The organism is Seminibacterium arietis (assembly GCF_042675725.1).
Lineage (GTDB): Bacteria > Pseudomonadota > Gammaproteobacteria > Enterobacterales > Pasteurellaceae > Seminibacterium > Seminibacterium arietis.
Window position 1 is genome coordinate 232,081 of sequence record NZ_JBHTJN010000011.1, and the last position, 25,630, is coordinate 257,710.

Sequence of the window (25,630 nt, forward strand, 5' to 3'; positions counted from 1 at the left end):
AAACCATTATTTTATCGCTAACCATTTATAGGAAAAAGCAAAATGAGCATTGAAGAACGCGTAAAGAAAATCATTGTTGAACAATTAGGTGTAAAAGAAGAAGATGTTAAACCTGAAGCATCTTTTATTGAAGATTTAGGTGCTGACTCTCTAGATACTGTTGAATTAGTAATGGCTTTGGAAGAAGAATTTGACATCGAAATTCCTGATGAAGAAGCAGAAAAAATTACAACAGTTCAATCAGCGATTGACTACGTTCAAAATAATCAATAATTTCACTCAAAGGGCGATAAATCATCGCCCTGTTACTTTATTCACTCCTTTCCATTATTCAAGTTTATCAAAACGTTTGTAATTTTGATCTAAATTATCTTTTACGAAAATAAATTGTATTTTTCCACTCATATTATTGTCGAAATATCTAAAATTAGAGTATGATTTGTTGGGATTAAACTATAACTATTAGGGGTTTACACATGCTTTATCTAGAATTTATCTTTCTACTTATTATGCTTTACACTGGGAGCCGCTATGGTGGCATCGGACTTGGTGTAGTGTCAGGTATTGGGCTTGCTATTGAAGTTTTTATTTTCCGAATGCCAATTGGGAAAGCTCCCATTGATGTAATGTTAATTATTTTATCCGTTGTTACTTGTGCTTCGATCTTGGAAGCTGCTGGTGGGTTAAAATTCATGCTACAAATAGCAGAAAGAATCCTCAGAAGCAATCCTAAACGAGTAACATTATTAGGTCCAATAGTGACTTATTTAATGACGTTTATGCTAGGAACTGGACATTCTGTTTACTCTATTATGCCTATCATTGGTGATATTGCACTAAAAAATAAAATTCGCCCTGAGCGCCCAATGGCAGCAGCTTCCGTAGCTTCTCAGTTAGCAATAACTTCTAGTCCATTAGCCGCTGCTATTGCGTTTTATTTGACTCAAATTGCACAGATTCCTGGTTATGAACATGTATCTTTATTAAATATCATTTCAGTAACTATTCCTGCGACTTTCTGTGGTACATTGGCTCTTTCTCTTTACAGCCTACGTCGTGGTAAAGAATTGGAAGAAGACAAAGAATATCAACGCCGTTTGCAAGATCCTGTATGGCGTGAACGTATTCTAAACACCACAACCACTTCACTAAATGATGAATTACCAAGTACCGCTAAATGGTCTGTTTATTTGTTCATACTCGCATTAATTACTGTTGTTGTAATCGCAATGCTCCCTGAAATACGAACTATCGGCACAGGCAAACCAATTAAAATGTCATTAATCATTCAAATTATGATGCTTTGCTTTGGTGGAATTATTTTACTTGCGACTAAAACTAATCCGCAAACTGTACCAAATGGCGTTGTATTCAAATCAGGTATGGTTGCGGCAATTGCAATTTTTGGTATTGCATGGATGAGTGATACTTATTTCCAATATGCTATGCCAAGTTTCAAAGCAGCTGTTACTTCAATGGTAGAGCATTACCCTTGGACATTTGCACTCGCATTGTTTGCAGTTTCTGTTGTGATTAATAGCCAAGCCGCAACGGCTGTAATGATGCTACCTGTAGGAATAAGTTTAGGTTTGCCTGCTCCATTATTAGTTGGTCTAATCCCTGCAACTTATGCATATTTCTTTATTCCAAACTACCCATCTGATATTGCAACCGTCAACTTTGACGTAACGGGTACAACTAAAATAGGTAAATATTACTTTAATCATAGCTTTATGGTGCCAGGACTAATTGGGGTGACTATCGCTTGTATTATTGGCTGTATTATTGCCCAATTTGTAATTTAATAAAAACTATTTTCTACTCTATTAATCAAAAGTGCGGTGAAAACTACCGCACTTTTTTCGATAAAAATTTCAACAATAAACTATATTTTTAATATTTCAAAAAAACAAAAGGCTGATATTCAATTCAGCCTTTTTTATAGTACTCTAATTAAAATGGGTTATTCACTACAATTTTTCTATTACGAACGTTTCATAATATCAAAAAATGCTTCGTTAGTTTTCGCAATAGAAAGTTTATCAATTAAGAATTCCATTGCTTCGACTTCGCCCATAGGATTAAGTATCTTACGCAGAATCCACATTTTTTGTAGTTCATCTGGTGTAGTAAGCAAATCTTCTTTTCTCGTACCTGAACGATTAAAATCAATAGCAGGGAAAACACGTTTTTCCGCGATTTTACGAGAAAGATGCAATTCCATATTACCCGTACCTTTAAATTCTTCAAAGATGACTTCATCCATTTTTGAACCTGTATCCACAAGTGCGGTAGCAATAATTGTTAAACTGCCGCCTTCCTCAACATTTCGTGCAGCACCGAAGAAACGCTTTGGACGGTGTAATGCATTAGCATCTACCCCCCCTGATAAAATCTTGCCTGATGCAGGAGTTACTGTGTTATAAGCTCGAGCAAGACGAGTAATACTATCTAATAAAATCACAACGTCTTTTTTATGTTCCACAGAACGTTTTGCTTTTTCAATTACCATTTCTGCAACTTGAACATGGCGTGATGCTGGCTCATCAAAAGTTGAAGCAATTACTTCACCTTTCACTGAACGTTGCATTTCAGTTACTTCTTCTGGACGTTCATCAATCAACAATACAATCAACTCACATTCAGGATAATTATGTGTAATACTTTGAGCAATATTTTGCAACAACATCGTTTTACCAGCTTTTGGTGGTGCTACAATCAAACCACGTTGTCCTTTTCCAATAGGAGAAGCTAAATCTAAAATACGAGCTGTTAAATCTTCTGTTGAGCCATTACCACGCTCCATTCTTAAACGAGAATTAGCATGTAAAGGAGTCAGGTTTTCAAAAAGAATTTTACTACGAGAAACTTCTGGACGATCATCATTAACTTGATCAACTTTCAGTAAAGCGAAATAACGCTCTCCTTCTTTTGGCGGGCGAATTTTGCCTTCGATTTTATCACCAGTTTGTAAATTAAAACGGCGAATTTGGCTTGGTGACACATAAATATCATCAGGACCTGCAAGATAGGAACTATCTGCTGAACGCAAGAAACCAAAACCGTCAGGTAAAATTTCTAGCACTCCACCACCAAAAATATCTTCACCGCTTTTAGCGTGTTGTTTTAAAATCGCAAAAACAATGTCTTGCTTACGTAAACGAGCTAAATTTTCTAAGCCCATTTGTTCTTCACCAAGTTTTACTAAAACTGGTACAGGTGTATTTTTTAGTTCTGTTAAATGCATAATTTGAAATGTTTATTTAGATTATAAGATTTGAAATAATTCGATGGAATGTTAAGCACAAATGAATGTGCGTAAGTTACCACTAAATCTATTTGCTGTCTAGTTATTCATGAAAAAATTAATTTACTCATTTTCATAAAAGTTTTGATTATCGTCATTAACATGATACCAATAGATTTTATTTTTTGATCTAGATCACACTTTAGCTCTTTGGAAATTAAAATTATTTACAATGTAAAGTTTATTGATAATAATTATCGATCTTAAAATTATATTAATTATTACTAGGAATAATTAAGAAATGAAAACAACCCAACTTAACTTAGATAAACTCACTAAAAAACTCACTTATTCAACTCTTTTTTTAACCGCACTTTTTGGTCTCTCCGCTTGCTCAGGCTCTAGTAACCAATCCACACCAGCTCCTAGCCAAACACCACCATCTCAACCATCTGGACCTTCTGATAAACCTTCTACCCCATCTGAACCCTCAGACAAACTTTCAGAAGAAGGCAAAAAAGTGACTTGGCGACAACTTACAGGCTTTCCACCTTCTAGTGATGTTGCTGTAAATGACCCATACAATGAAAAACAAAGAGGAAAAATTTCACCTGACCAAAATGCCGCTGGTTATTTAAATGGTGATATGCGTTTCGGTAATAACAAAGACTTCCGCAAAGAACAAGATCGAAAAGAAGTAGGCTATAACCCCGATTTTATGAACACTGGCACAATTGATAAAGATACTTTACAGCAATATGGGACAGAAGGAAGTTACAAATTTCATTTCGTCAATCAAAAAGACTCTACTTATTTCACTTGGAAATCAGAATCACCATCAACTGTGCAAGGCGAAAAAGTATATGGATTAGCAGCTGGTTATGTGGCAATACCAACTACGAAACCAATTAGTGAATTAAAATCAAAAGGAACAGCTACTTATAAAGGGCATGTTATTACCAATAAAGCTAAAGACAGTAAAGAAGTACATTTAGCAGACTTAGAATTAACGGCAGATTTTAGCAAATTAGAAATAAGTGGAAAAATAACTAAACGAGATGATGCATTACTTGATAGTAGAGCTAAGCTTGATGGTGAAAATTTAAGTGAATACACTACAAAACAAGAAGAAGCGGACAGAGACCGAGATTTAACGCTAATATCTAAAGAAGAATACGACGAAATGGTTGCTAAAAATGAAAAAATCAAAAAAACTTACCGCACTTTAGATATTACATTAAATCCAGCCAAAATTGAGAGTGCAAATGGTGTGATTTCTTTCCGCAAAAATACTGGAGGCTTCAAATACAAAAAAATGAATGGTTCAGATCGCGACACTGGTGTTTGGGGCGGTATTTTTGCAGGTAATGAAGCAACAGAAGTTGTCGGTGAAATTCAAGGTGGCGATAGCTTCGCAAGCTTTGGTGCAACAGAAGAAACTAAACAATAAATTGAATAATATTTAGGAATAATAATGAAAAAAACTTTTATCTCACTCCTTATTGCGACCACTTTAAGCGGTATTTATAGCGCTGCTTATGCAGAAACTGATATTGAAATTGACGAAATTGATGTGTCGGGGGAAATTAGCGATAACAAAGCTGATAAAGCTTTTAACACGGCTGGGGCTGTGGTTGTTCGTGGTTCAGATAAACGTCTGCAAAGTTTAAACAGTGTAGTACGTTCATTACCTGGTGTTTATACCAATATGGATGCCACACAAGGTACGTTAAGCATTAATGTTCGTGGTATGACTGGACTGGGACGCGTTTCTACCCTAGTAGATGGTGTACCACAAACTTTCTTTGGTACTTCTGCTAATGGAAATCGTAGATATCACGATAATGATGAAGGTGGATTAGGACCAAGTAGCCAGTTCGGTACAATGGTTGAACCTAATTTTTTAGCCAGTTTAACTGTACACAAAGGATTTTCTTCGGGTGCAGCAGGAACAAACTCACTAGCGGGTAGTGCACAACTTCGTACTATCGGTGTTGATGATGTTATTTTTGCTGGCAATAAAGTGGGGGTTATCAGCAGATTCCAATATGGTACAAATGCTCTTGGATACAGCGGTATGCTTGGCGTCGCTGGAAAAACTAAAGCGTTTACTGATACAGGTTCAGTAGGTGCTTTAGTTGCTTATAGTCAGCGTCATATTGGCTCAAATTTCAAACGTGGTGATGGTACTTACGCTTCTATTAACAAATATAATAAACGTATGGATCAACGCCCTAAATCGTGGTTAGCGAAAGTTGAAGTTAATCCAACCTCTGATCAGCATATTTTACTTAGTGGAGTTGATTATTTGAGTAATATTGGAGGACGGGATATTATCAACAAGTCCTATTCAATCAAATATAATTATACGCCTAATTCAGATTTAATTGATTTTGAAGTTTTAGCATCTAAAACTAAATCTGATCAACAATTTGATGATGATTCACTACTATGGGAATTATCAGACGGTTCAACTAAAAATAATTCATATTATTTTAACTTACAAAATAGAAGCTACTTTAATTTCAACGATTCAAAACTGACTTTAGAGTATGGTGCAAATTATTTCACGAATGATTACTCACGTTCTGCTAAAGGAAAAAATCAGGATAATCTTGAACACACCCCATTTTCTCCAACAGGAAAACAAAAAATATTTAGCTCATTTTTATCATCAAAATGGGAAAAAGATATTTATACCGTTGAAGGTGGATTACTGTATACTCGCTCCATTTTTTCGGGCTTTAAACCAGAATGTACTGGTCCGACTAAAGAGGCTATTTCTTGTGTCCCAATGGGAGCGTGGAATGTAAAAATGGTTAATTATTCATTAAACCCTTCTGTTCAATTATCAGTAGAATTATCACCTTGGTTTAAGCCGTTTGTGAGTTATGCAAAAACCACTCGTATGCCGAATATCCAAGAAATATTCTTCAATAATGAAGGTGGTGGTTCAATGAACCCTTTCTTAAAGCCTGAGAAAGCAACGACTGCCCAAGTTGGTTTTAATACGTTTAAACACGGCGTGTTCACGGAAAATGATAAACTAGGGGCTAAACTCGTTTATTACCGCACTAAATATGAAAATTATATTTTTTCAAAATCATTTCATCTCAGTAAAAAAAATGAGTTAACTGAAGATCCTAATGATATTGGACCTGCTGGTTTTCAAGCCCAAATATCAGTTAATTCACTAGATCCAATAAAACATAGTGGTATTGAGTTAGAGCTAAATTATGATAACTACTATTTCTTTAGTCATTTAACTTATAGTCATCAAAAAACATCTCAACCATTAGGAGTACAAGCTTCTACTGACGGATTTGGCTATGGTGATATTTATGAACTGCCTGAATATTACGGTTCGCTTGATACTGGTTTTAAACTATTCAATCAAAAACTAATTTTAGGCAGTATTTTAAAATATATGGGTACAGCATATCGTTTGAATCCATATGTAGAGACAAATGAAGATGGAAAATATAGTATTGAAAAAGAAAAATTGCCAGTAAGTCCAATAATCGTTGATTTTTATGCTACATATAAAGTAAATAAAAATTTAATGCTAAAAGCAAGCGTACAAAATGCATTTAATAAACTATATATTGATCCATTAAACAGTCAAAATACTATTAGAGGTGAAGAAAACGTGACTAACTATGCAAGAGGTAGAACGTTCATTCTCGGTGGTGAATTAAGATTTTAATTTTCTTTGACAAGTTCTCTCTTTTAATTAAGAGAGAACTTTATTTTTTTATTTAGTTTGGAATTAAAATGAACTATAAAAATAAAATCCTATATTTAACAACATTCTTTTCTTCTTTTTTATTTGCAGAAAATAATATTTCATCAATTGAATACAAACATTTTAATGATCTTAAAGAAATAGAAGTTAATTCGGCGAGTCCTAAACTAACTAAAATAACTGTTGATACAGAAGATATTTCAAGAGATGAGGAAATTGAAATTAGCGATCAGCAATTGGCTAAGAATCCACAGCTAATTCATTATTTTTTAAATCTTGCTATTGATAAGAACAGACCAGAATTAATTCCCGATTTAGTTGCTATGTATAAAAAATACCAATATCATGATCCTATTCTAATAGATTATGCTTTAGGGGAATATGCCCATTATCAACAAGACTACACTGAAGCTATTAATATTTATCAAAAATTATTAGAAAAATATCCTAATATCAATAAAATTCGTTATAAACTAGCTCAATGGCAATTTGAAGACAAATCGTTTAATTCAGCTAAACAGAATTTCTCTCAACTACAACAACAAAAACTACCATATTTTATTCAAAAACGTATTGCAGCTTATCAATATGCTATACAACAAGATAATGAATTTGATTTTGAAATGGGTGTTAATTTTTTAAATGAAAATAATATTAATAACGCTTCATCACAACCTTATATTTATCTTGCCAACCGAAGATTTAATAAAAGCCCCGACAGTTTGCCACAAAAAGGTAAAGGATTTGCTTATTACATTAATTTAGAAAAATCATTCAATATTGCCGATCATCAAAAATTTTTATTCAATAATTTACTATCAGGAAAATATTATTGGAATAATAAAAAATATAATGATATTGAAAATCGAGCATTAGTTGGTTATCAATACCAAAACGCTAAAAATCGTATGTCTATATCACCTTTATTTGAGAAACGCTGGTTTGATCAAAAACAATATAGTCATTCCTATGGATTACGCTTTGAAAATGATATTAAATTAGCGAATAAATGGCAGTCTTCATTTGCATTTGAATATACTAAAACTAATTATAAAAATAAAAGTAACCCACACTATAAGCAGCTCTATTCCACTACATTAGTCTATTTAGCAGATAGTAAAAAATATTTTTATATTGGAAGTGATGTGCTATTAGATAATACAATAAATCTTCAGGAAAAATCTCGACGATATGCTATCCGTATGGGCTGGAAACAGGATTGGGATTACTATGTTTCTACTAAAATCGGCATACAATTTGCTAAACGTTTTTTTAAAGAAAAAGAATATCTATTTAATAAAAAACGCTTTGATACAGAATATGACTTAACGTTGAATATATGGAAAAGAGACTTTTCTATTTTTGGAGTTGTACCAAAGATACAATATAAATATCACAAAACTCGCTCTACAATACCTGATTTTTACAGTTTCAAAAAACAGCAAATTAATCTATTATTTGAAAAAGATTTTTAACTCTCTAAAAGTGCGGTCAGTTTTTAAAATTATTTTGCAAACTTTCCGCCATTTTCATGCTTTCAACAATCGCACGACGATTAATGCTAGATTTTCCACTATCTAAAATTTTTTGCCATAATTTGATCGCTTCATTATAGTCTTGTTTTAAAAAAGCATCACTTGCTAGTAAAGATAAACTTGCGACTTCATTACTATCAGAATTGAGTGCAAAATCAATATATTGTTTTATTTCTGTATTAATATTCTGTTTATTTTTATAATAGAGAGAGGTTGCAATTTTACCTGCAATTTCAGCATTAAATCCGACTATTTTAGCTACATTTTTATAAGCAATTAAAGCATAATCAAACTCATTATTTTGCATATGCACTTCAGCTAATTCAAACCACTTTTTGTCATCATTTGGATTTTCTCTTAACTTATTCTGCAATTTTATAATATAACTATCATTTTCATTATTTATCTTCATCTGTTCAAATCTCTGTTTATCATCAAAAAACTTGCTCTTCGCATTCTGCACTAATTCAAAACGGTCTAAAGAAAAATAATAAATAAAAGGTAGTAAAATAAGAATCAAAAATAATAAATTTACTTTATTTTTTGTTATAGAGGATTTTGAAAACTGTAGATTTTTATATAATAAATACTGAGCATTCTCATTATTTTGATTTAATTTTTTATTATCTTTAACATAATAAAATAAGCTCATTATTCCTATGATGAATAGAATCAGTGGTAATATCCATAATATTATAGTTGTCGCTTTAAGTGGAGGATTATAGCGTACGAAATCACCAAATCTAGTTACCATTATATCAATAATTTCTTCATTTGTTTTCCCTTCATCCACCATTTTATAAACTTCAATACGCAAGTCTGAAGCAATAGGGGAATTAGATTCAACAAGATTTTGATTCTGACACTGTGGACATCGTAAAGATTTCGCTAAATCCACCGCTCTTATTCTATTTTGTGCTGAATTAAATTGATATGTATCTACTATCTCAGCATGACAAAGTAAACTAAATAAAGTAAAAATTAATATAATAAATCTTTGCATATTTTATAATGGATATTAATCAGTTAATTTTTCAATTTTTGGTATAAATTTTTGTTGCCAGATTTGTGGAGTTAGCTCACCAGAATATCGGTAACGAATAATATGATTACTATCAACTAAATAAGTTTCAGGTGTGCCATTAACGCCTAATTTCATTGCTAACTTGCCTTCGCTATCATTAATTGTTAAAACAAATGGATTACCTAAATTTTCTAACATTTGCACCGCACTTTGTAATTTATCCCGATAATTCACCCCAATAATTTGTATACCTTGTTTATTTAATTCTAATAAAAAACGATGCTCTTTAAGACAATAATGACACCAAGTCCCCCACACATTAATCAAAAAATATTGTTTTGGCAGATCTTGATTAGAAATAACTTTCCAAGGTTGTAATAAACTCGTTTGATCAAATTCAGGAACAGACTTTCCAACTAAAGCAGAGTCAATATTTTTAGGATCATTTTTTAATCCTAAAAATAATAACTCACATAAAAACACTGCTATTAATAAGGGAAAAAACAATATAATTTTTTTATTCATAACTAAAACAATTTTGTTTCTTTTTTAATCCTAAAGTTGCAAAAAATGCACCTAATGACATTAGAATTCCACCAATCCATAGCCAACGAACAAAGGGCTTATAATGTAATTTAAATGAGAAAGTACCACTGCCTAGTTTATCCCCCATCACAATATAAATATCACCTAAAAATCCCCACGATAATGCTACTTCTGACATATTCATATTACGTGCGTCATAATAACGTTTTTCAGGATAAAGTTTTGTAATAAGTTGATTATTTTTATAAACAGCAAAATGAGCTTTCTCTGCAGTATAATTTTCGCCTATTTCATTAGTAAATCCTTGATAATGGAATTCATATCCTGCTAGTTTACAATGTTCATTTGGTGATAACCTTACTCCTATTTCACTTCCAAAATAACTAGACATTATTGCTCCGATAATAGAAATAGAAACACCACAATGAGCAAAAACTAGCCCCAACTTTTTAAATGTTATTTTACGCTGAATTATCCATAAATGATTTAGTAACAACCATATTGCTAATACAATAAAAATGAATGCTACAATATTAAATTTTAATTCTGTATTTTGTTGGACATTATATTTAATTAATAAATAACTTAATAATATAGAAGCTATTGATGAAATAAAACTTTTTACGAATAAAGTTCGATTATTTTTACTAAAAAACAGATGAGAAACAATAATCATTATAATAGAATTAATTACGATCAATGGTAAAAATATAGAATTAAAATAAGGGGCACCAACAGATATTCTCCCCCATCCAACAGCCATAAAAAACATTGGATAAAATGTACCAAGAAATACAGTTACTGTAGCAATACTAAAAATTAAATTACTAATTAATATAAATAGTTCTATCGAAAACCAACTAAATTTTACTGTATTCGATTTAATATTTATTTTTAATGCAAATATACTGAGAGAAATAAAAGTTAATAAGAAAAATAACGTCAATAATGCTATACCACGTTCTGCATCTATAGCAAAAGCATGAATAGAATTCAATACACCAGAACGAACAACGAAAGTACCAAGTAAGCTAAATATAAAACTAGCAAGTGAAAATAGTACCGTCCAATAGCTAAAAATTCCTTTCTTTTCTATTATGGACAAGCTATGGAATAAACCTAAACCAAGTAACCAAGGCATTAAAGATACATTTTCTACGGGATCCCAGAACCACCAGCCTCCCCAACCTAATTCATAATACGCCCACCAAGATCCTAACATTATACCTAGTGTTAAAAATAACCAAGAAACAAGCACCCAACTACGCATATATCGTGCAATTACGCTACTAAAACCGCCATTTAATAAGGCGGCGAGTGTCAGTGAAAAGTTTATTGCAAACCCTACATAACCAATATAAAGCAATGGTGGATGAAACACTAGCCCTATGTCTTGTAACATTGGATTAAGATCTCTCCCTTCAATAAGAGCAGGAAAAGTGCGGTCAAAAGGGCTAGAAAAAAATAAAATAAACAATGTAAATCCAAAACAAATCAAACCTAAAATTGCAAGAGTCTGACTCGCAATAATAGGATCTATTTTTCGACTAAAAAAAGCAAAACTACTAAGCCATAGCGATAAAGAAAATAGCCAAAATAGCATTGAACCTTCATGCCCACCCCAAGTGGCGGCAATTTTGAATAATAAAGGTAATTGAGAGTTAGAATGTGAGGAAACATAGAGAACAGAAAAATCATCTATCGTAAAAGAGTACACTAATAAAAATAGTGAAAGTGCGGTGGAAATTGTGAAAATATAGCTAAACTGCCATGCTAAAGACATCAGTCTAGCATCGTTTCGCCAAATCCCTATTTGTGGAACTATAGCAAGTAGCAATGAAGAAAATAGTGCAAACAAAAGCGAGATAAAAGCAAACTCAGGTAACATAGATTTCTGTTAATCTCCTTTTAAAGCCAGTGAAAGTATGCTAAAGAACATAAAAATTAATTTAGAGTGAAATCCGATACTTAAATATCGGATTTTCTATCACTTACACTAGAGTCATCTGTCCCGCATAAAGAATGAAGAACCGCAAGCAAAGCACACCCAATAACCCCAACCCTGAATGCAATAACATAAATCCTTTGCTGTGTTTAGTTTCATCTTTTATTATCATATTTAGCAATAGTGGTATGATAATTCCCAATCCAACCACACCAATCCAAAATACAGAAGCCCAAAATCCACCACTAAGTGCGGTATAAAACGCGACAGTTTTTTGCCCCCCACCAAGATATAACCCAAAAAAGAAAGCAAATAATAGGAAAATTTCTGCAAAAACAAGTGGATTTTCGTATTTATGTAAAAAAGCAATAGAAATAGAACTTGTCGCTGATTTTTCTTTACTAAATAACAAAGTACAAAAAATTAAAGCAGTAATACCTGAAGATGTTCCCGAAACAAGAAATAATACAGGCAAAACAGGGCTATTTAACATCGGATAACTAATTAAAGCGGAAAGTAAAAATCCTGTATAAGCCCCTAATGCAATACTTAATAATAATGTAATAATTTCAATTAAATTAGTAAATTTAGCGGCAAGATCAATAATTTTAATAGTTAATTTTGCAACATTAGGGAAAAATCTATAAAGAAATAGAAATAAGTTATTTTTAAAAATAATAGCAAGCCATATGATTAAAAATAGCATATATAGTTGGAACAGCATTACCCCTACTGACATAATTGAAGTGCGATGATAATTAAACATTAAATACCAAAATGTCCAAGGCTTAGTCAAATGAAAAATCAATAGCAGTAAACCAATAATAATAGTTGTTGGTGCAAGCCAAGCATTACAACGTAATACCGCATTTTCAGCAGGGTTTTCACCCGCTATTCCACTACGTTTCAATAAAATAGTAATAGTCACTGCTCCCGCTGAGATTCCTAGTAAAAACAAATATAAAGCAATTGGTGCATCCCACACTAAAGATGGAAAATCAAATACGTTGCTCATCGTCTAATCTCCCCTTCTTTAGATGGAATATGATAAAGATTAGGTTGTGTACCAAGTTCTACTTTTGTGCGGTAATTCTGTGTCGTTTTCAATTTCAATGAAATCGAACTATTCGGATCATTAATATCACCAAAAGTTAAAGCATTAGTTGGACAAGATTCTACGCAAGCAGGTTGCTTTCCTTTGGCTAAATTGGTGTCTCGACAGAAATTACACTTATCTGCTGACTTGTGTACTGGGTGAATAAAACGTACACGATATGGACAAACAACTATACAGTATTGACAACCTACACACAAATCTCTATTAACATCTACAATACCCGTCTGTTTATCAATGTAGGAGGCACCTGTAGGACACACTGAAACACAAGGAGCATTACTGCAATGCTGACAAGAATGGCGGAAAAATTCATATTTTACGTGAGGAAATTCACTATAAGGCTGACTCCGAATAATTTCCAAACGTGAAACGCCTTCAGGTACAGAATTCACTTTTCGACAAGCATCCATACAAGCAGTACAACCAATACAAGCTGTTTCATCATGCACCATAGCATAACGAACAGTTTTTAATGATTTTTCATTTTGTGCAACTGATTTTATTGTTGTTCCCGTCATCAGGATTAAAGCTCCCATGCCAGAAACAAAATTTCGGCGTGAGCAAATAGTCATTTTTTATCCTTTTGTTCGGTTATTGTAAGTTGGTCTTGGTTATGATGTTGTTGCTGTTTGCTATGGCAATCAACACATATTTTAACCCGCTCTTTTTTTTCTAATTTTTGCACAGGATCTTCTTTTTGATGCAATGAATGGCAAGCAGCACAAGGCAATTTCATAGCATGAACATCGTGAGCCCAAAATTTTTCACGTAAATTATCGGGTTGATGACACGAAAAACAAACTTGATTTTGCTCTTCTACTGAAAACATCGGTGTTTTTTTATTGAAAATATCGCTCTCAAAACGCATCACATCTTTGGTTCCGAGACGATGCTTCTCCGAAATATTACCATGACAACTTATACAAGTAATTTGCTTGCCTGTTGCAGGATTGCTTTTTGACAAGTGGATTCCATTAAATTTACCGAAATGTAAATCACCACCAAATTGTTCACTATTAGCATCGAATTTATGACATTTAGCACAATAGTCATTTGGATTACGTTGATTTTCTAAAGTTGGATGGTAAATCAACTCTCCACTTACTGGTAAAACAAAAGTAAATAGAGAAAGCAATACTATCAGCTTTAGCATAATTTTTACTGTAACGTTCATTTTGATTACCTCAAATATCATTCAATGATAGACCGCTCTTTTTTTATTCTATATCTAAATAAAGTGCGGTCACTTCTCACATTATTTCGCTGGTGGTACTTCTAAAATTAAACCTTTTTCCAACGCATATTTATTCCATTGAGGTACAATTTCTTTCAAAAATTTTTCTTTATTAGCTCTCTCTTTTTCAATGTCAACACCCATTACTTTCCACGCTTTTTCTGCGGTGGAAATGTCAGGGTAGTCAATTGGTTGCTGTACACCATGTTTTGCTAAAACCAATGCTAATTTTGCTCTAGCGTCAACTGCACGATCTAAGCCACTTGCAATCACTTTCAAAATAATATCAGGAGCATGCATATGACCACCGTGACTAGCTGCAGAATAATCCCAACGCCATTGTGCATGGCGAATAGCTTTCAATGCTTCTTTCATTTCCTCTTCTGTTGCACCTGCATCCCAAGCGGCTTTTGCTTCAAAATGAGCTTTTACAATCTGATCTTCTAATTTAGACATCACATCTTTTATGTCTTTTTTATGATCCGAAATAACTTTACGTAAAGTTTCTTTGCTTTGGTCGTGGCAATTTGAACAAGTATTTTCAAAATTATCAAATGGGTTACCAATTTTGTGATCTGTATAAACTTTGCCATCAGCTCCTTGTACTTTCGGCATATGGCAATCTGCACACGTCACTCCATTTTTACCATGCGTTCCCATTAACCAAGTCTCATAATCAGGATGCTGTGTTTTAAGCATTGGAGCTTTTGAAAGAGAATGTTTCCAATCGAAAAACTCAATCTCGTCATAATATTTTTCCATGCTATCCACATCAACACCTTTCATCCAAGGAAACACCACATTGTTAGCCTGTGCTTTATCAAAATAATATTCTACGTGACAATTGGCACAAACTGCTGCACGCTTATCGCTTTTCGTCGACATAGTAAACTCTTTGCCAATAATATCTAAAGCACGTGCCACATGAGGACGAGCAATACGTAATGCGGGCTTACCCTCAGCAAAGTCTTTTGATTTAGTATCGTGACAATCTGCACAACCAATTGAATTAACGATTTCTCCACCGCCTCTTGCCCACTTTCCTCTAAAGTATTCTTCTTCACCCCACTCTGCAATTAAGCGAGGTACATCTGGACCTTTACAAGTCCAACAAGCCATTGGCATTGGACCTGTTTTATCATCAACTGGAGCACCTGTTCGTAAAATATTTCTTACATCAGTAATAGTATAAAAGTGTCCTCGAGGTTTATTATAAGCTTTAGCAAAACCATATCCTCCCCACAATACAATCAGACGAGGATTTTCTTCAAGTGCGGATACAATTTCATTAGATTTTGCCGTATCAGACCAGCCTTGATATTGCTTAGGATATTTTGAAGCAAACAACGAATTATTGGCTTCAATGATTAAATTTTGATTAGGTTTAGTCATTTCAGCCTTAGTTGGAGCTCTACGCTCCGAGACACTTTTATCTTCAGCAATCGCTTGTTGCACAATCAAAAAGCTAGTTCCAGCTAAAATCATAGCAATAACTTTATTTAGTATATTCACGATAATCACCCCATAGAAAACTAACTAAACTATTCTCATTAAAATTACTGACACATAAATAATTAAGAATGAGAACTTTTACTATTAAAAACAAAAAGATAAAATTAAAAAGGTTTTACCAATTAGAATAATAGTAAAAATATAAATTAGTTTCAGTATTATCTTCACATTCTTTGCTTTTGATCAAAATTTTGATTAAAAATACTGAAAGAGAGTTATCTTAAATTGAAATATATTAACTAGATTTACTGTATAAATTATTGCTAAATAGAAAAGACGTAAAAATCCCATCATACAATGGGATTTCTACTAATATTGATTATATATTCTGACTAATAAAAGCTGATAATTGATTTTTTGGCAATGCACCAACTTGAGTTGCAACAACTTTACCTTCTTTAAAAAGAAGAAGAGTTGGAATACTACGAACACCAAATTTAGCTGGTACAGCTTGATTTTCATCAATATTGATCTTTGCAATTTTTACTTTACCATTTAATTCCACTGCAAGCTCATCTAAAATTGGTCCAATCATACGACAAGGTGAGCACCAAGGGGCCCAAAAGTCTAACAATACGGGAATATCAGATCTCAATACATCACTTTCAAATGATGCATCTGTAACATGTAAAACTTCACTCATTTTCTATTCTCCTGTCTATAAGATATATCATCTTATTAGCTTTTTACATTATTATAACTACCTACGATTATGATAACACAAAGATCATATATCGAATACAAATCACTTTAATTGCTAAAAGTTAAATTTACAATACTAAATTAACAATTCAAGTTAAATTTTTGTAAAAATGACCGCACTTTTTTAATCTAATCGAGCAAATGCTTGTAGTAAATCCGCCTTAATATCTTCCACATTTTCTAAACCTACTGAAAATCGTAACAAACAATTACAAATTCCCCGAGCAATTCGTTCTGCCTCAGGTATATCCATATGGGTCTGAGTTGCTGGATAAGTAATAAAACTCTCGCTCCCCCCAAGACTTTCAGCAAAAGTAATTAATTTTATTGATTTTAAAAATGGGTTTACCCACTTCTCATTCAGTAAACGGAAAGAAAGCATCCCGCCTTTATTTGGGTAAAGCACATCTTTAACTTGTGGTTGAGATTTTAAAAATGCTGTCAACGCCGTCGCATTTTTTTGATGACGTTCCATACGTAAAGCTAGCGTTTTCATACCACGAATAGTCAACCAGCTATCAAAGGGAGATAAAACCGCACCAGCCCCATTTTGAATGTAGGATAATCGTTCGCATAATGTTTCTCCTTTTGCCACTATAAGCCCGACTAAGGCATCATTATGACCTGCGAGATACTTTGTACCACTATGGATCACAATATCTGCACCATGTTCTATTGGACGAAATAATACTGGAGTTAAAAAAGTATTATCTACAATTAATAACAAATTATGTTTTTTAGCTATTCTAGAAATCAGTGCCACATCACATTCTTCCATCAGTGGATTAGAAGGTGTTTCAATAAAAATAGCTTTTGTATTTTTAGTAATAGCTCTTTCAATTTCAGTAGCAGAAGCAGTATTTACATAAACAGGCTTTACTCCGTGTGTATTTTTATAAGCAAAATCTAGCAAACGGTATGTTCCACCGTAAACATCACTAGATACAATCCACTCATCTGGAGCTGCAAATAACGACATTAAGATTTGAATTGCAGCCATACCTGATGCACAAGCAAATCCCTTATCCCCTCCTTCAAGAGTTGCAATAGTTTCTTCTAAAACTGTACGAGTAGGATTTTTAGTTCTTGTATAATCAAATCCTGTACTCTCTCCGATCCCTTTGTGTCCATAAGCTGTTGAAAGAAAAATAGGCGTAGAAACTGCCCCTGTTCGTTCATCTGTTCTATTACCAGCCTGAGCCAGTAATGTTTCAATATTATACTGCTGTGCCATATAACCTCACTAAATACTCCAAAATTACAATTAATTATTGAGTTTAAACCATTAGACTAACTTAGTCATTCTGTCATAAACCTAAAATTGATTAAAGAGCATTTTATCTTTTAATACATATTTTGAAATTACAAGCTAAATAAACTTTTAAAATTGTATTAAATTTAGATATTAATTGCTTTTTTTTAAATCAATTTAATTTTTCTTGCATTTTTTTTAGGCAATTAAACTTTTTTTTTATTTTAATCATTGACAGATTTTTATAAGTTAGTAAAATGCACGCCACTGACAGCGAATGTGTTGCAGCGAAAAGCGGGAATAGCTCAGTTGGTAGAGCACAACCTTGCCAAGGTTGGGGTCGCGAGTTCGAGCCTCGTTTCCCGCTCCAATTTACGCTACGGCGTGTTAGCAAAGCGGTTATGCACTGGATTGCAAATCCATGTAGCTCGGTTCGACTCCGGGACACGCCTCCATAATGTAACCCAAGTCAGCAATCACTCTGCCCGAGTGGTGAAATCGGTAGACACAAGGGATTTAAAATCCCTCGACTTTCGAGTCGTGGCGGTTCAAGTCCGCCCTCGGGCACCATCTTAAATCTGTTGTATACATAAAACATCATAACGTTCCAACTAACTTATAGGAATTTTGTATGTACATAAAATACAACACCTTAATCGCTTCTGTCATGTCCACCAAAGGTGGCGTCACTAAAATCACCATATGGTATTTATGAACTATTTAATCGACCTGATTTACACTACAGTCAACTCATTTCTAAAACTGAGTTTACTCACCTTGATATTATTCAATCTAACGACCCAAATGACCGTTTAACAACTGAGTTAAAAAATCATCCTGCAGGGGCGTTACTGTTCAATAAATTAGTCCATCAAATTGAAGACTATGAACTTATTATGATAGATACTCGAGGCACAAGAGGTATTACTGTTGACATGACAGTGCTTGCCAGTGATTTAGTTATATCGCCAATCAAACCTGAATTGGTTTCAGCAAGAGAATTTGTACGCGGTACATTGAATCTATACCAATCCCTTGAAATCTTCACCGATTATGGACTAACCCTTCCTCCACTTAAAGCTGTTATTAACTGCTTAGACCATACCAAAGATGCAAAAGAAATTGTAGAAACGCTCTATGACATCTTTGCCAATACACCAAATCCACATATTGAATTACTTAATTTCACCATTCCTAACCGAGTGGCTTACCGAGAAGCGGCAAGCCGTTCTTTACCTGTGCATATACACAGCAGTAAAGAAGATGAAAACATCCGTCAACTCTGCACCCTATTGTTTCCACAATGGGCTGATAGATTTATTAAAAAATAACGAAATAACTTAGGGATGAATTTGTGGAATAAATTGGAGTAATTTATGGTCAACCATAACAAAAATCAAATCACACTACCCTCTCATTCTGTTGAGGCTGAACAAGCTGTGCTAGGTGGTTTATTATTAGAAAATAACAAGTGGGATGACATCAGCTTAATTCTAGAAGAAAAAAACTTCTTCCTAGTACAGCATCAAAAGATTTTTGCTGTAATGAAATCCATGTTTGAGAAAAACCAACATGTTGATATTTTAGTTTTAGAGCGTGCTTTAAAAGAAAAATCACTTTTAACCGATTTAGGCGGATTAGCTTATCTTGCAGAACTTTCAAACAATACGCCTAGTACTGCCAATATCATAGCGTATGCTGGTATCGTTAAAAGAGATGCTCAAGCAAGAGAACTCTTCTCTTTAGGGAATCATTTACGTACTGAATCGATTAAAGTTAATTCTCAAGAAAAACTTGATTCCTTAGTTGAACACACTGAAAAAACTCTCACAGAATTAACTTTTAACCATGTTCAACAAGATACTACGGTTAATGTTGGCGAGATATTACAAGCTGTGGTAAAACAAATGACACTGAGTAGCGAAAGTAACTCTTTCGTTACTGGCGTTTCTTTCGGTATCGATAAATTAGATGAATATACCGCAGGTGGGCAACAAGGCGATTTGATTTTATTAGCCGCTCGTCCATCTATGGGGAAAACCGCTCTATCACTTAAATTTATTGAAACTGCGTTAAACACTATCCCTGATAAACCCGCTCAATATTTTAGTCTAGAAATGCCAGCTCAACAATTAATGCAACGTTTCATTGCTATGCATGCTCGAATATCAAGTCAAAAAATCCGTCAAGCAAATAGCTTATGTGAGGTGGACTGGGCAAAAATTGGGGAAGCAATGAGGTATATCAGTACACATTGGTCGGATAGATTGTTAATTGATGATAGTAGTTATTTGACACCTCAAATGTTACGCACCTGAGTTCGTCACAATGCTCGTCAATATGGTATGCCATCTATCATTATTATTGATTACGTGCAGTTGATGTCTGTCCCTGAACTTCAAGACAGTCACAACCGTAATCTAGAAATTTCAATGATTTCACGAAGCCTTAAAGCATTAGCAAAAGAAATGAATTGTCCCGTTATCGCTCTCTCTCAATTAAATCGTAATTTAGAACAACGAGCCGATAAACGCCCTATGTCTTCTGACTTACGAGACTCAGGTGCATTAGAACAAGATGCCGATATGATTTTGTTTATTTATCGAGATGAGGTCTATCACACGGATACTGAGTTAAAAGGTATCGCTGAAATTATCATAGGAAAGCAACGAAACGGACCTGTCGGTACGGTATTAACGCATTTCAAAGGAGAGTTCTCAGCCTTTGAGAATATCTCTCCTCATGAATATGACAGATTAAAACGAGAAATATAACAAAGGTTAAAAAAGAGATATAAAAATGAATGATAAATTAAATCGACTCATCGGCGGTCGTAGTAAAGCCGATAGAAAACGTGATATGTTAGCTCAATTATCTGTGCCTGCTATTCAGAATAATTCACCTAACTATCAACAAACGATCACGCCAATTAATAGTCAACAGCAGACTCAGAAAAAATTGATTGTCGTTACCTTAGACAAATTAAGACCCTACGATGGTAATCCGCGTAAAACCAAAAATCCAGCTTATGAAGAAATTAAAGCCTCGATCAAATTTCGCGGATTAGATCACGCTCCTAATGTGACTCAACGACCTGGTGAGGATTTCTATACTATTGCAGATGGCTGAGATACTCATTTACAAGCGTTAAAAAAACTCTTTCAAGAGACGCAAGATCCTCAGTTTTGATCAATTGAATGTGTGTTTAACTCTTTTATTAAATTAGGTAAATCTGCAATACTATCAATAATTCTATAGGCTAACGCTTTACTTTTATCATCAATTGGCTTTCCCGTTTTCACTAAAATGTTATACCGCACTTTTGCATTTAACCCAGCTTGCAAGTCTTCAATTTTATCTCCCACCATAAAAGACTGTTCAGGATCAATTTCTAGTTCTTTAATTGCTTGCAATAACATACCCGATTCTGGTTTACGACAATCGCAATTTTTGCTGTATTTCCCATGTCCATTAGGATGATGCGGGCAATAATAAATTCCATCTAAATCTACTCCACGATCTGCCAATGACCAATCCATCCATTCTGTCAACTTTAGGAATTCATCTTCAGAAAAATAGCCTCTAGCAATGCCTGACTGATTAGTTACTAAAACTAGCAAATATCCCAACTCTTTTAATTTTTTTAATGCCTCAATACTACCTTCAATGAAATGAAATTGATCAATCTCATGTACATAACCATAATCAATATTTAATGTACCATCGCGATCTAAAAAAATTGCTTTTTTCATACTTAATCCTTAGATTTCTCCTAATATTTGCATATTATTACTCAATATCTAGCCGACTAATAGCACTACATTATAAAAAATCTTAATAATAATGGTTGACATAGCATTCTAGACGTCTAAAATACTTCAAAAAATATAGAGTTAAATAAGGGCTATGATTAAGCTAACAAATATTACAAAAGTTTTCGATATTTCAGGCAATAAGCTGACCGCACTTAATAATGTCAGCTTAAATGTACCAAAAGGGAAAATATGTGGTGTAATTGGTGCTTCAGGTGCAGGTAAAAGCACGCTGATTCGTTGCGTCAATTTATTAGAAAAACCAACTTCGGGTTCTGTCATTATTGATGGTAAAGATCTCACTTCACTCGCAGATAGACAGCTAATTCAAGAACGACGCAATATTGGTATGATTTTTCAACACTTTAATTTACTTAGCTCTCGTACTGTGTATGGCAACGTCGCATTACCGCTAGAATTGGCTGGAGTTAATAAAGCACAAACGCGTGAAAAGGTGAATAAATTACTCGATCTTGTTGGATTAACAGATAAATATGATGCATATCCTGCCAATTTATCAGGCGGTCAAAAACAACGAGTAGCAATTGCCCGTGCTTTAGCTAGTGCCCCGAAAGTGTTGCTTTGTGATGAAGCTACTAGTGCTTTAGACCCAGCTACAACTCAAGCCATTTTAAAATTATTAAAAGAAATTAACCGCACTTTAGGCATAACGATTTTGCTGATTACTCATGAGATGGATGTTGTGAAACGTATCTGCGATCATGTAGCCGTAATTGATCAAGGAAAATTGATAGAGCAAGGTTCTGTGAGTGAAATTTTTTCTAATCCACAAACTCAGCTAGCACAGGAGTTTATTCGTTCTACTTTTCATATCAATTTACCTGATGAGTATATTGAAAACTTGTCTCCTACTCCAGTACATAGTAAATCTTATCCGATTATTAAATTTGAATTTACGGGACGCTCTGTTGATGCCCCATTACTATCACAGGCTTCAAAAAAATTTGGAATTGAATTGAGTATTTTAACTTCACAAATTGACTACGCTGGTGGAGTTAAATTTGGTTTTACTATTGCAGAAGCTGAAGGCGATGAAGATTCCATTACACAAACAAAAATTTATTTGATGGAACACAATGTTCGTGTGGAGGTATTAGGTTATGTGGTCTGAATTTACTAGCGAATTTTCTCGTCAACTTACACCGCAAATTTGGCAATTAATCGGAATGAGTACATTTGAAACGATATACATGAGTTTACTTGCTACCTTCTTTGCTATTTTATTTGGTTTGCCACTAGGTATATTGAATTTTCTTACCCGTACTGGGCAAGCCTTAGAAAACAAAAAAATTAACCGCACTTTAGAAATTATTATTAATGTAGGAAGATCAATTCCGTTTATTATCTTGTTATTTGACCTAATGCCTATCACTCGTTTTTTAGTGGGAACAACGCTAGGCACAACCGCTGCTATTATTCCATTAAGCGTAGCAGCTTTGCCTTTTTACGCTCGCTTAACAGTAAATGCATTAGGAGACATTCCCAGCGGTTTAACCGAAACAGCAAAAGCAATGGGAACAAGTGTCTGGCAATTAGTAACTCGCTTTTATTTACCTGAGGCCTTACCAATGTTATTGAAAGCCATGACTTTAACTTTAATCACTCTCATAGGCTATTCAGCGATGGCTGGAACTGTAGGCGGAGGAGGCCTAGGCAATACGGCTATTTCTTATGGTCTACACCGTAACATGCCTTATGTACTATGGGTTTCAACTATTATTATTGTATTGATCGTCATGATATGCGAGAGATACGGCAATAAACTGGCGGCACATTTTGATCACCGCTAATTCAAATCATTAAAAAGAAGGACGTTTTATGAAATTAAAAAAATTATTAGGTATTGCAACACTCGCTTCTGTTTTTGCATTAGTTGCTTGTAAAGACGACAAAAAAACTGATACTGCTACAGCTAATCCACAACCTGCAGCACAAAAAATCAGAGTGGGAGTAATGTCTGGACCAGAACATCAAGTTGCTGAAATCGCTGCTAAAATTGCAAAAGAAAAATATAATCTTGATGTAGAGTTTGTAGAATTTAACGAATATCCGATGCCAAATCCAGCTGTAAGCAAAGGGGATCTAGACATTAATATTTTCCAACATAAACCTTATCTTGATCGAGATTCAAAAGAAAATGGCTACAATAACTTAGTTATTGTTGGTAATACTTTTGTATACCCACTAGCAGGATATTCACAAAAAATTAAAAACGTAAGTGAATTAAAAGATGGTGCTGTAATTGCTGTTCCTAATGATCCAAGCAACCTTGCTCGTGCTTTGATTTTATTGGAGAAACAAGGATTAATTAAATTGAAAGATAATACTAATTTATTTTCCACCTCTTTGGATATTGTTGAAAATCCAAAAAATTTAAAAATAAAAGAAGTTGATGCCTCTGTTGCTGCACGTTCTTTAGATGATGTAGATATCGCAGTAGTGAATAATACTTACGCTGGTCAATTAGGTTTAAATAGTCATGATCATGGTGTATTTGTAGAAGATAAAAATTCACCATATGTAAATATTATTGTTGCACGTACTGATAACAAAGATAGCAAAGCAGTACAAGATTTTGTAAAAGCTTTCCAAACAGAAGAAGTATTCCAAAAAGCAACTTCTTTCTATAAAGATGGCGTAGTAAAAGGTTGGTAATTGATACCGCACTTTTTCAATGATAATCCCCGTCAGTAGACGGGGATTTTTCTAGTTTTCTCAAATTACTCCAAAGTCTTACCTTTTAATTCGGGGATTAAATATAAAGTTGCAATCATATCAATTACATAAATTAAAGCTAAAAAACCAATAGCAAGAGAAAAAGAATAAGCAGACACTAAAGTACCAACAACAATAGGACCAAAACCACCCACAGCTCTCCCAAAGTTAAAAAGAACATTTTGTGCCGTTGCTCTAGCTTGAGTCGGATAAGCTTCCGCCATTAAGGCTCCGTAGCCTCCCATCATACCATTTACGAACATACCTAAGAAAGCTCCTGAAGCTAACATCGCAACTGGATTAGTTAATTGGGAATAGACGACAATACTAATCACAGCACCAAATTGAAACAAAATAAAGCTTGGCTTACGCCCAAATCTATCCGCAATTTGTCCAAATATCCAAATTCCCCCCATCATGCCACAAACTGTTATCGCAGTCCAAAGTCCAGATTTGGTTAGACTAAATCCAAGCTGATTGGCAAGAAAATTCGGCATCCAAATCATAATCCCGTAATAACCAAAATTTTGTACTGACGTTAAAATAGCTACACCGATACTTATTTTTATTGTCGCTTTGTCCTTTATTAGTAATTTAAAAGAATCAAAATTAGATAATTTTTCTTTTTCTAATTGAAGTGCGGTACGTCTTTGTAAAAATATCTTAGGTTCATGTAACTTTGAGCGTAAAATCCAAGCTACAAATGCAGGGAAAATACCAACAATAAACATACCACGCCAACCAATTATAGGTAACAATAACGGGGTTAATAAAGTAGCCACTAAAACGCCTAGTTGCCACCCTAAAGCTACGTAAGAAGCTGCTCTTGCTCGATGACGTGCTGGCCAAGCTTCTATTGCTAATGCCATTCCTATGCCAAATTCACCGCCTAAACCAATACCTGCAACAGTACGATAAATTAGTAAATCCCAATACCCTTGAGAAAAAGCACACAGTCCTGTAAATACTGCAAAAAGAACTATCGTCCAAGTTAATACTCTCACTCGTCCATAACGATCACTTAAAGTACCGAATACAATACCGCCAACTACTGCTCCAATTAAAGTCCAAGTAACAAGTGAGCCTGCTTGAGCTGGTGACAATGCTAGATCAGTAGAAATTGCCGTTAACATAAAACCAAGAATGAGTAAATCGAAACCGTCCATTGCGTAGCCCACAACAGATCCCAATAAAGCTTTCCAGCCATAATTATTTGTCATATG

Annotated in this window: 22 protein-coding genes, 3 tRNA genes and 1 pseudogene; 14 read left to right on the top strand and 12 right to left on the bottom strand. The window is 34.0% G+C overall.

Annotation, left to right across the window (positions count from 1 at the left end; genetic code table 11):
- The first annotated feature begins 42 nt into the window (after nt 1–42).
- Together acpP and ACFQ02_RS06735 are read left to right on the top strand one after the other, a co-directional pair.
- Entirely contained in the window at nt 43–273 is a 231-nt protein-coding gene (gene acpP / locus ACFQ02_RS06730; protein ID WP_380820880.1) for an acyl carrier protein, read from the top strand.
- Nucleotides 274–476: 203 nt separating this feature from the next.
- Nucleotides 477–1,805 carry an anaerobic C4-dicarboxylate transporter gene (locus ACFQ02_RS06735; RefSeq protein WP_380820882.1) on the top strand — a complete coding sequence of 443 codons (1,329 nt, stop codon included), beginning with the start codon at nt 477–479 and terminating at the stop codon, nt 1,803–1,805.
- Between the two features lie 179 nt (nt 1,806–1,984).
- Here the strand turns inward: ACFQ02_RS06735 and rho are convergent, their stop codons facing one another.
- Nucleotides 1,985–3,247, bottom strand: coding sequence for a transcription termination factor Rho (gene rho / locus ACFQ02_RS06740; protein ID WP_380820884.1), 1,263 nt, complete (start codon nt 3,245–3,247; stop codon nt 1,985–1,987).
- A 301-nt stretch (nt 3,248–3,548) separates the two neighbouring features.
- Here rho and ACFQ02_RS06745 point away from each other — a divergent pair, with 301 nt between their 5' ends.
- From ACFQ02_RS06745 to ACFQ02_RS06755, 3 genes are all read left to right on the top strand, one after another.
- Nucleotides 3,549–4,697: a hypothetical protein gene (locus ACFQ02_RS06745; RefSeq protein ID WP_380820885.1), complete on the top strand. Its 1,149-nt coding sequence runs from the start codon at nt 3,549–3,551 to the stop codon at nt 4,695–4,697.
- 24 nt (nt 4,698–4,721) lie between these two features.
- The gene (locus ACFQ02_RS06750) at nt 4,722–6,953 is read left to right on the top strand and encodes a TonB-dependent receptor domain-containing protein (RefSeq protein ID WP_380820888.1); all 2,232 of its coding nucleotides are present in this window, start codon (nt 4,722–4,724) and stop codon (nt 6,951–6,953) included.
- A 68-nt stretch (nt 6,954–7,021) separates the two neighbouring features.
- Nucleotides 7,022–8,467, top strand: coding sequence for a surface lipoprotein assembly modifier (locus ACFQ02_RS06755; RefSeq protein ID WP_380820890.1), 1,446 nt, complete (start codon nt 7,022–7,024; stop codon nt 8,465–8,467).
- Between the two features lie 16 nt (nt 8,468–8,483).
- Here the strand turns inward: ACFQ02_RS06755 and nrfF are convergent, their stop codons facing one another.
- From nrfF to ACFQ02_RS06800, 9 genes are all read right to left on the bottom strand, one after another.
- Complete coding sequence (nrfF, locus tag ACFQ02_RS06760) at nt 8,484–9,530, bottom strand: heme lyase NrfEFG subunit NrfF (RefSeq protein WP_380820891.1); 1,047 nt, start codon at nt 9,528–9,530, stop codon at nt 8,484–8,486.
- Nucleotides 9,531–9,545: 15 nt separating this feature from the next.
- On the bottom strand, nt 9,546–10,076 hold the full coding sequence (locus ACFQ02_RS06765; RefSeq protein WP_380820893.1) for a DsbE family thiol:disulfide interchange protein: 531 nt from the start codon (nt 10,074–10,076) through the stop codon (nt 9,546–9,548).
- Entirely contained in the window at nt 10,069–11,985 is a 1,917-nt protein-coding gene (locus tag ACFQ02_RS06770) for a heme lyase CcmF/NrfE family subunit (RefSeq protein ID WP_380820895.1), read from the bottom strand. The genes ACFQ02_RS06765 and ACFQ02_RS06770 overlap by 8 nt, the downstream gene beginning before the upstream one ends.
- 103 nt (nt 11,986–12,088) lie before the next feature.
- Nucleotides 12,089–13,057, bottom strand: coding sequence for a cytochrome c nitrite reductase subunit NrfD (nrfD, locus tag ACFQ02_RS06775; protein ID WP_380820897.1), 969 nt, complete (start codon nt 13,055–13,057; stop codon nt 12,089–12,091).
- Nucleotides 13,054–13,731: a cytochrome c nitrite reductase Fe-S protein gene (gene nrfC / locus ACFQ02_RS06780; RefSeq protein ID WP_380820899.1), complete on the bottom strand. Its 678-nt coding sequence runs from the start codon at nt 13,729–13,731 to the stop codon at nt 13,054–13,056. Before nrfC ends, nrfD begins: the two co-directional genes overlap by 4 nt.
- Nucleotides 13,728–14,333, bottom strand: a complete 606-nt coding sequence (gene nrfB, locus ACFQ02_RS06785) for a cytochrome c nitrite reductase pentaheme subunit (RefSeq protein WP_380820901.1) — start codon at nt 14,331–14,333, stop codon at nt 13,728–13,730. The genes nrfC and nrfB overlap by 4 nt, the downstream gene beginning before the upstream one ends.
- A gap of 81 nt (nt 14,334–14,414) precedes the next feature.
- Entirely contained in the window at nt 14,415–15,878 is a 1,464-nt protein-coding gene (gene nrfA / locus ACFQ02_RS06790; protein ID WP_380821030.1) for an ammonia-forming nitrite reductase cytochrome c552 subunit, read from the bottom strand.
- Between the two features lie 346 nt (nt 15,879–16,224).
- Nucleotides 16,225–16,548, bottom strand: a complete 324-nt coding sequence (gene trxA / locus ACFQ02_RS06795; protein ID WP_380820903.1) for a thioredoxin TrxA — start codon at nt 16,546–16,548, stop codon at nt 16,225–16,227.
- Between the two features lie 183 nt (nt 16,549–16,731).
- The gene (locus tag ACFQ02_RS06800) at nt 16,732–17,841 is read right to left on the bottom strand and encodes a methionine biosynthesis PLP-dependent protein (RefSeq protein ID WP_380820905.1); all 1,110 of its coding nucleotides are present in this window, start codon (nt 17,839–17,841) and stop codon (nt 16,732–16,734) included.
- A 312-nt stretch (nt 17,842–18,153) separates the two neighbouring features.
- On the opposite strand from ACFQ02_RS06800, the gene ACFQ02_RS06805 reads away from it, so the two are divergent.
- From ACFQ02_RS06805 to ACFQ02_RS06830, 6 genes and pseudogenes are all read left to right on the top strand, one after another.
- A tRNA-Gly gene (locus ACFQ02_RS06805) sits at nt 18,154–18,229 on the top strand.
- Nucleotides 18,230–18,240: 11 nt separating this feature from the next.
- Nucleotides 18,241–18,314, top strand: a tRNA-Cys gene (locus ACFQ02_RS06810).
- A 28-nt stretch (nt 18,315–18,342) separates the two neighbouring features.
- Nucleotides 18,343–18,429: transfer RNA gene (locus tag ACFQ02_RS06815), tRNA-Leu, on the top strand.
- A gap of 110 nt (nt 18,430–18,539) precedes the next feature.
- Nucleotides 18,540–19,190 carry a ParA family protein gene (locus tag ACFQ02_RS06820; protein ID WP_380820907.1) on the top strand — a complete coding sequence of 217 codons (651 nt, stop codon included), beginning with the start codon at nt 18,540–18,542 and terminating at the stop codon, nt 19,188–19,190.
- A gap of 45 nt (nt 19,191–19,235) precedes the next feature.
- Nucleotides 19,236–20,633: pseudogene (dnaB, locus tag ACFQ02_RS06825) on the top strand (replicative DNA helicase).
- Between the two features lie 25 nt (nt 20,634–20,658).
- The gene (locus ACFQ02_RS06830) at nt 20,659–20,988 is read left to right on the top strand and encodes a hypothetical protein (RefSeq protein WP_380820909.1); all 330 of its coding nucleotides are present in this window, start codon (nt 20,659–20,661) and stop codon (nt 20,986–20,988) included.
- Nucleotides 20,989–21,038: 50 nt separating this feature from the next.
- On the opposite strand, the gene gmhB is transcribed toward ACFQ02_RS06830, so the two are convergent.
- Complete coding sequence (gmhB, locus tag ACFQ02_RS06835; protein ID WP_380820912.1) at nt 21,039–21,611, bottom strand: D-glycero-beta-D-manno-heptose 1,7-bisphosphate 7-phosphatase; 573 nt, start codon at nt 21,609–21,611, stop codon at nt 21,039–21,041.
- A gap of 154 nt (nt 21,612–21,765) precedes the next feature.
- On the opposite strand from gmhB, the gene metN reads away from it, so the two are divergent.
- The 3 genes from metN to ACFQ02_RS06850 are packed head-to-tail and all read left to right on the top strand — an operon-like array spanning nt 21,766 to nt 24,347.
- Nucleotides 21,766–22,803 carry a methionine ABC transporter ATP-binding protein MetN gene (metN, locus tag ACFQ02_RS06840; RefSeq protein ID WP_380820913.1) on the top strand — a complete coding sequence of 346 codons (1,038 nt, stop codon included), beginning with the start codon at nt 21,766–21,768 and terminating at the stop codon, nt 22,801–22,803.
- Nucleotides 22,793–23,482, top strand: coding sequence for a methionine ABC transporter permease (locus tag ACFQ02_RS06845; RefSeq protein ID WP_380820915.1), 690 nt, complete (start codon nt 22,793–22,795; stop codon nt 23,480–23,482). The genes metN and ACFQ02_RS06845 overlap by 11 nt, the downstream gene beginning before the upstream one ends.
- A 28-nt stretch (nt 23,483–23,510) precedes the next feature.
- Nucleotides 23,511–24,347, top strand: coding sequence for a MetQ/NlpA family lipoprotein (locus tag ACFQ02_RS06850; protein ID WP_380820917.1), 837 nt, complete (start codon nt 23,511–23,513; stop codon nt 24,345–24,347).
- 65 nt (nt 24,348–24,412) lie between these two features.
- Here the strand turns inward: ACFQ02_RS06850 and ACFQ02_RS06855 are convergent, their stop codons facing one another.
- On the bottom strand, nt 24,413–25,627 hold the full coding sequence (locus ACFQ02_RS06855) for an MFS transporter (RefSeq protein WP_380820919.1): 1,215 nt from the start codon (nt 25,625–25,627) through the stop codon (nt 24,413–24,415).
- Between the last annotated feature and the right edge of the window lie 3 nt (nt 25,628–25,630).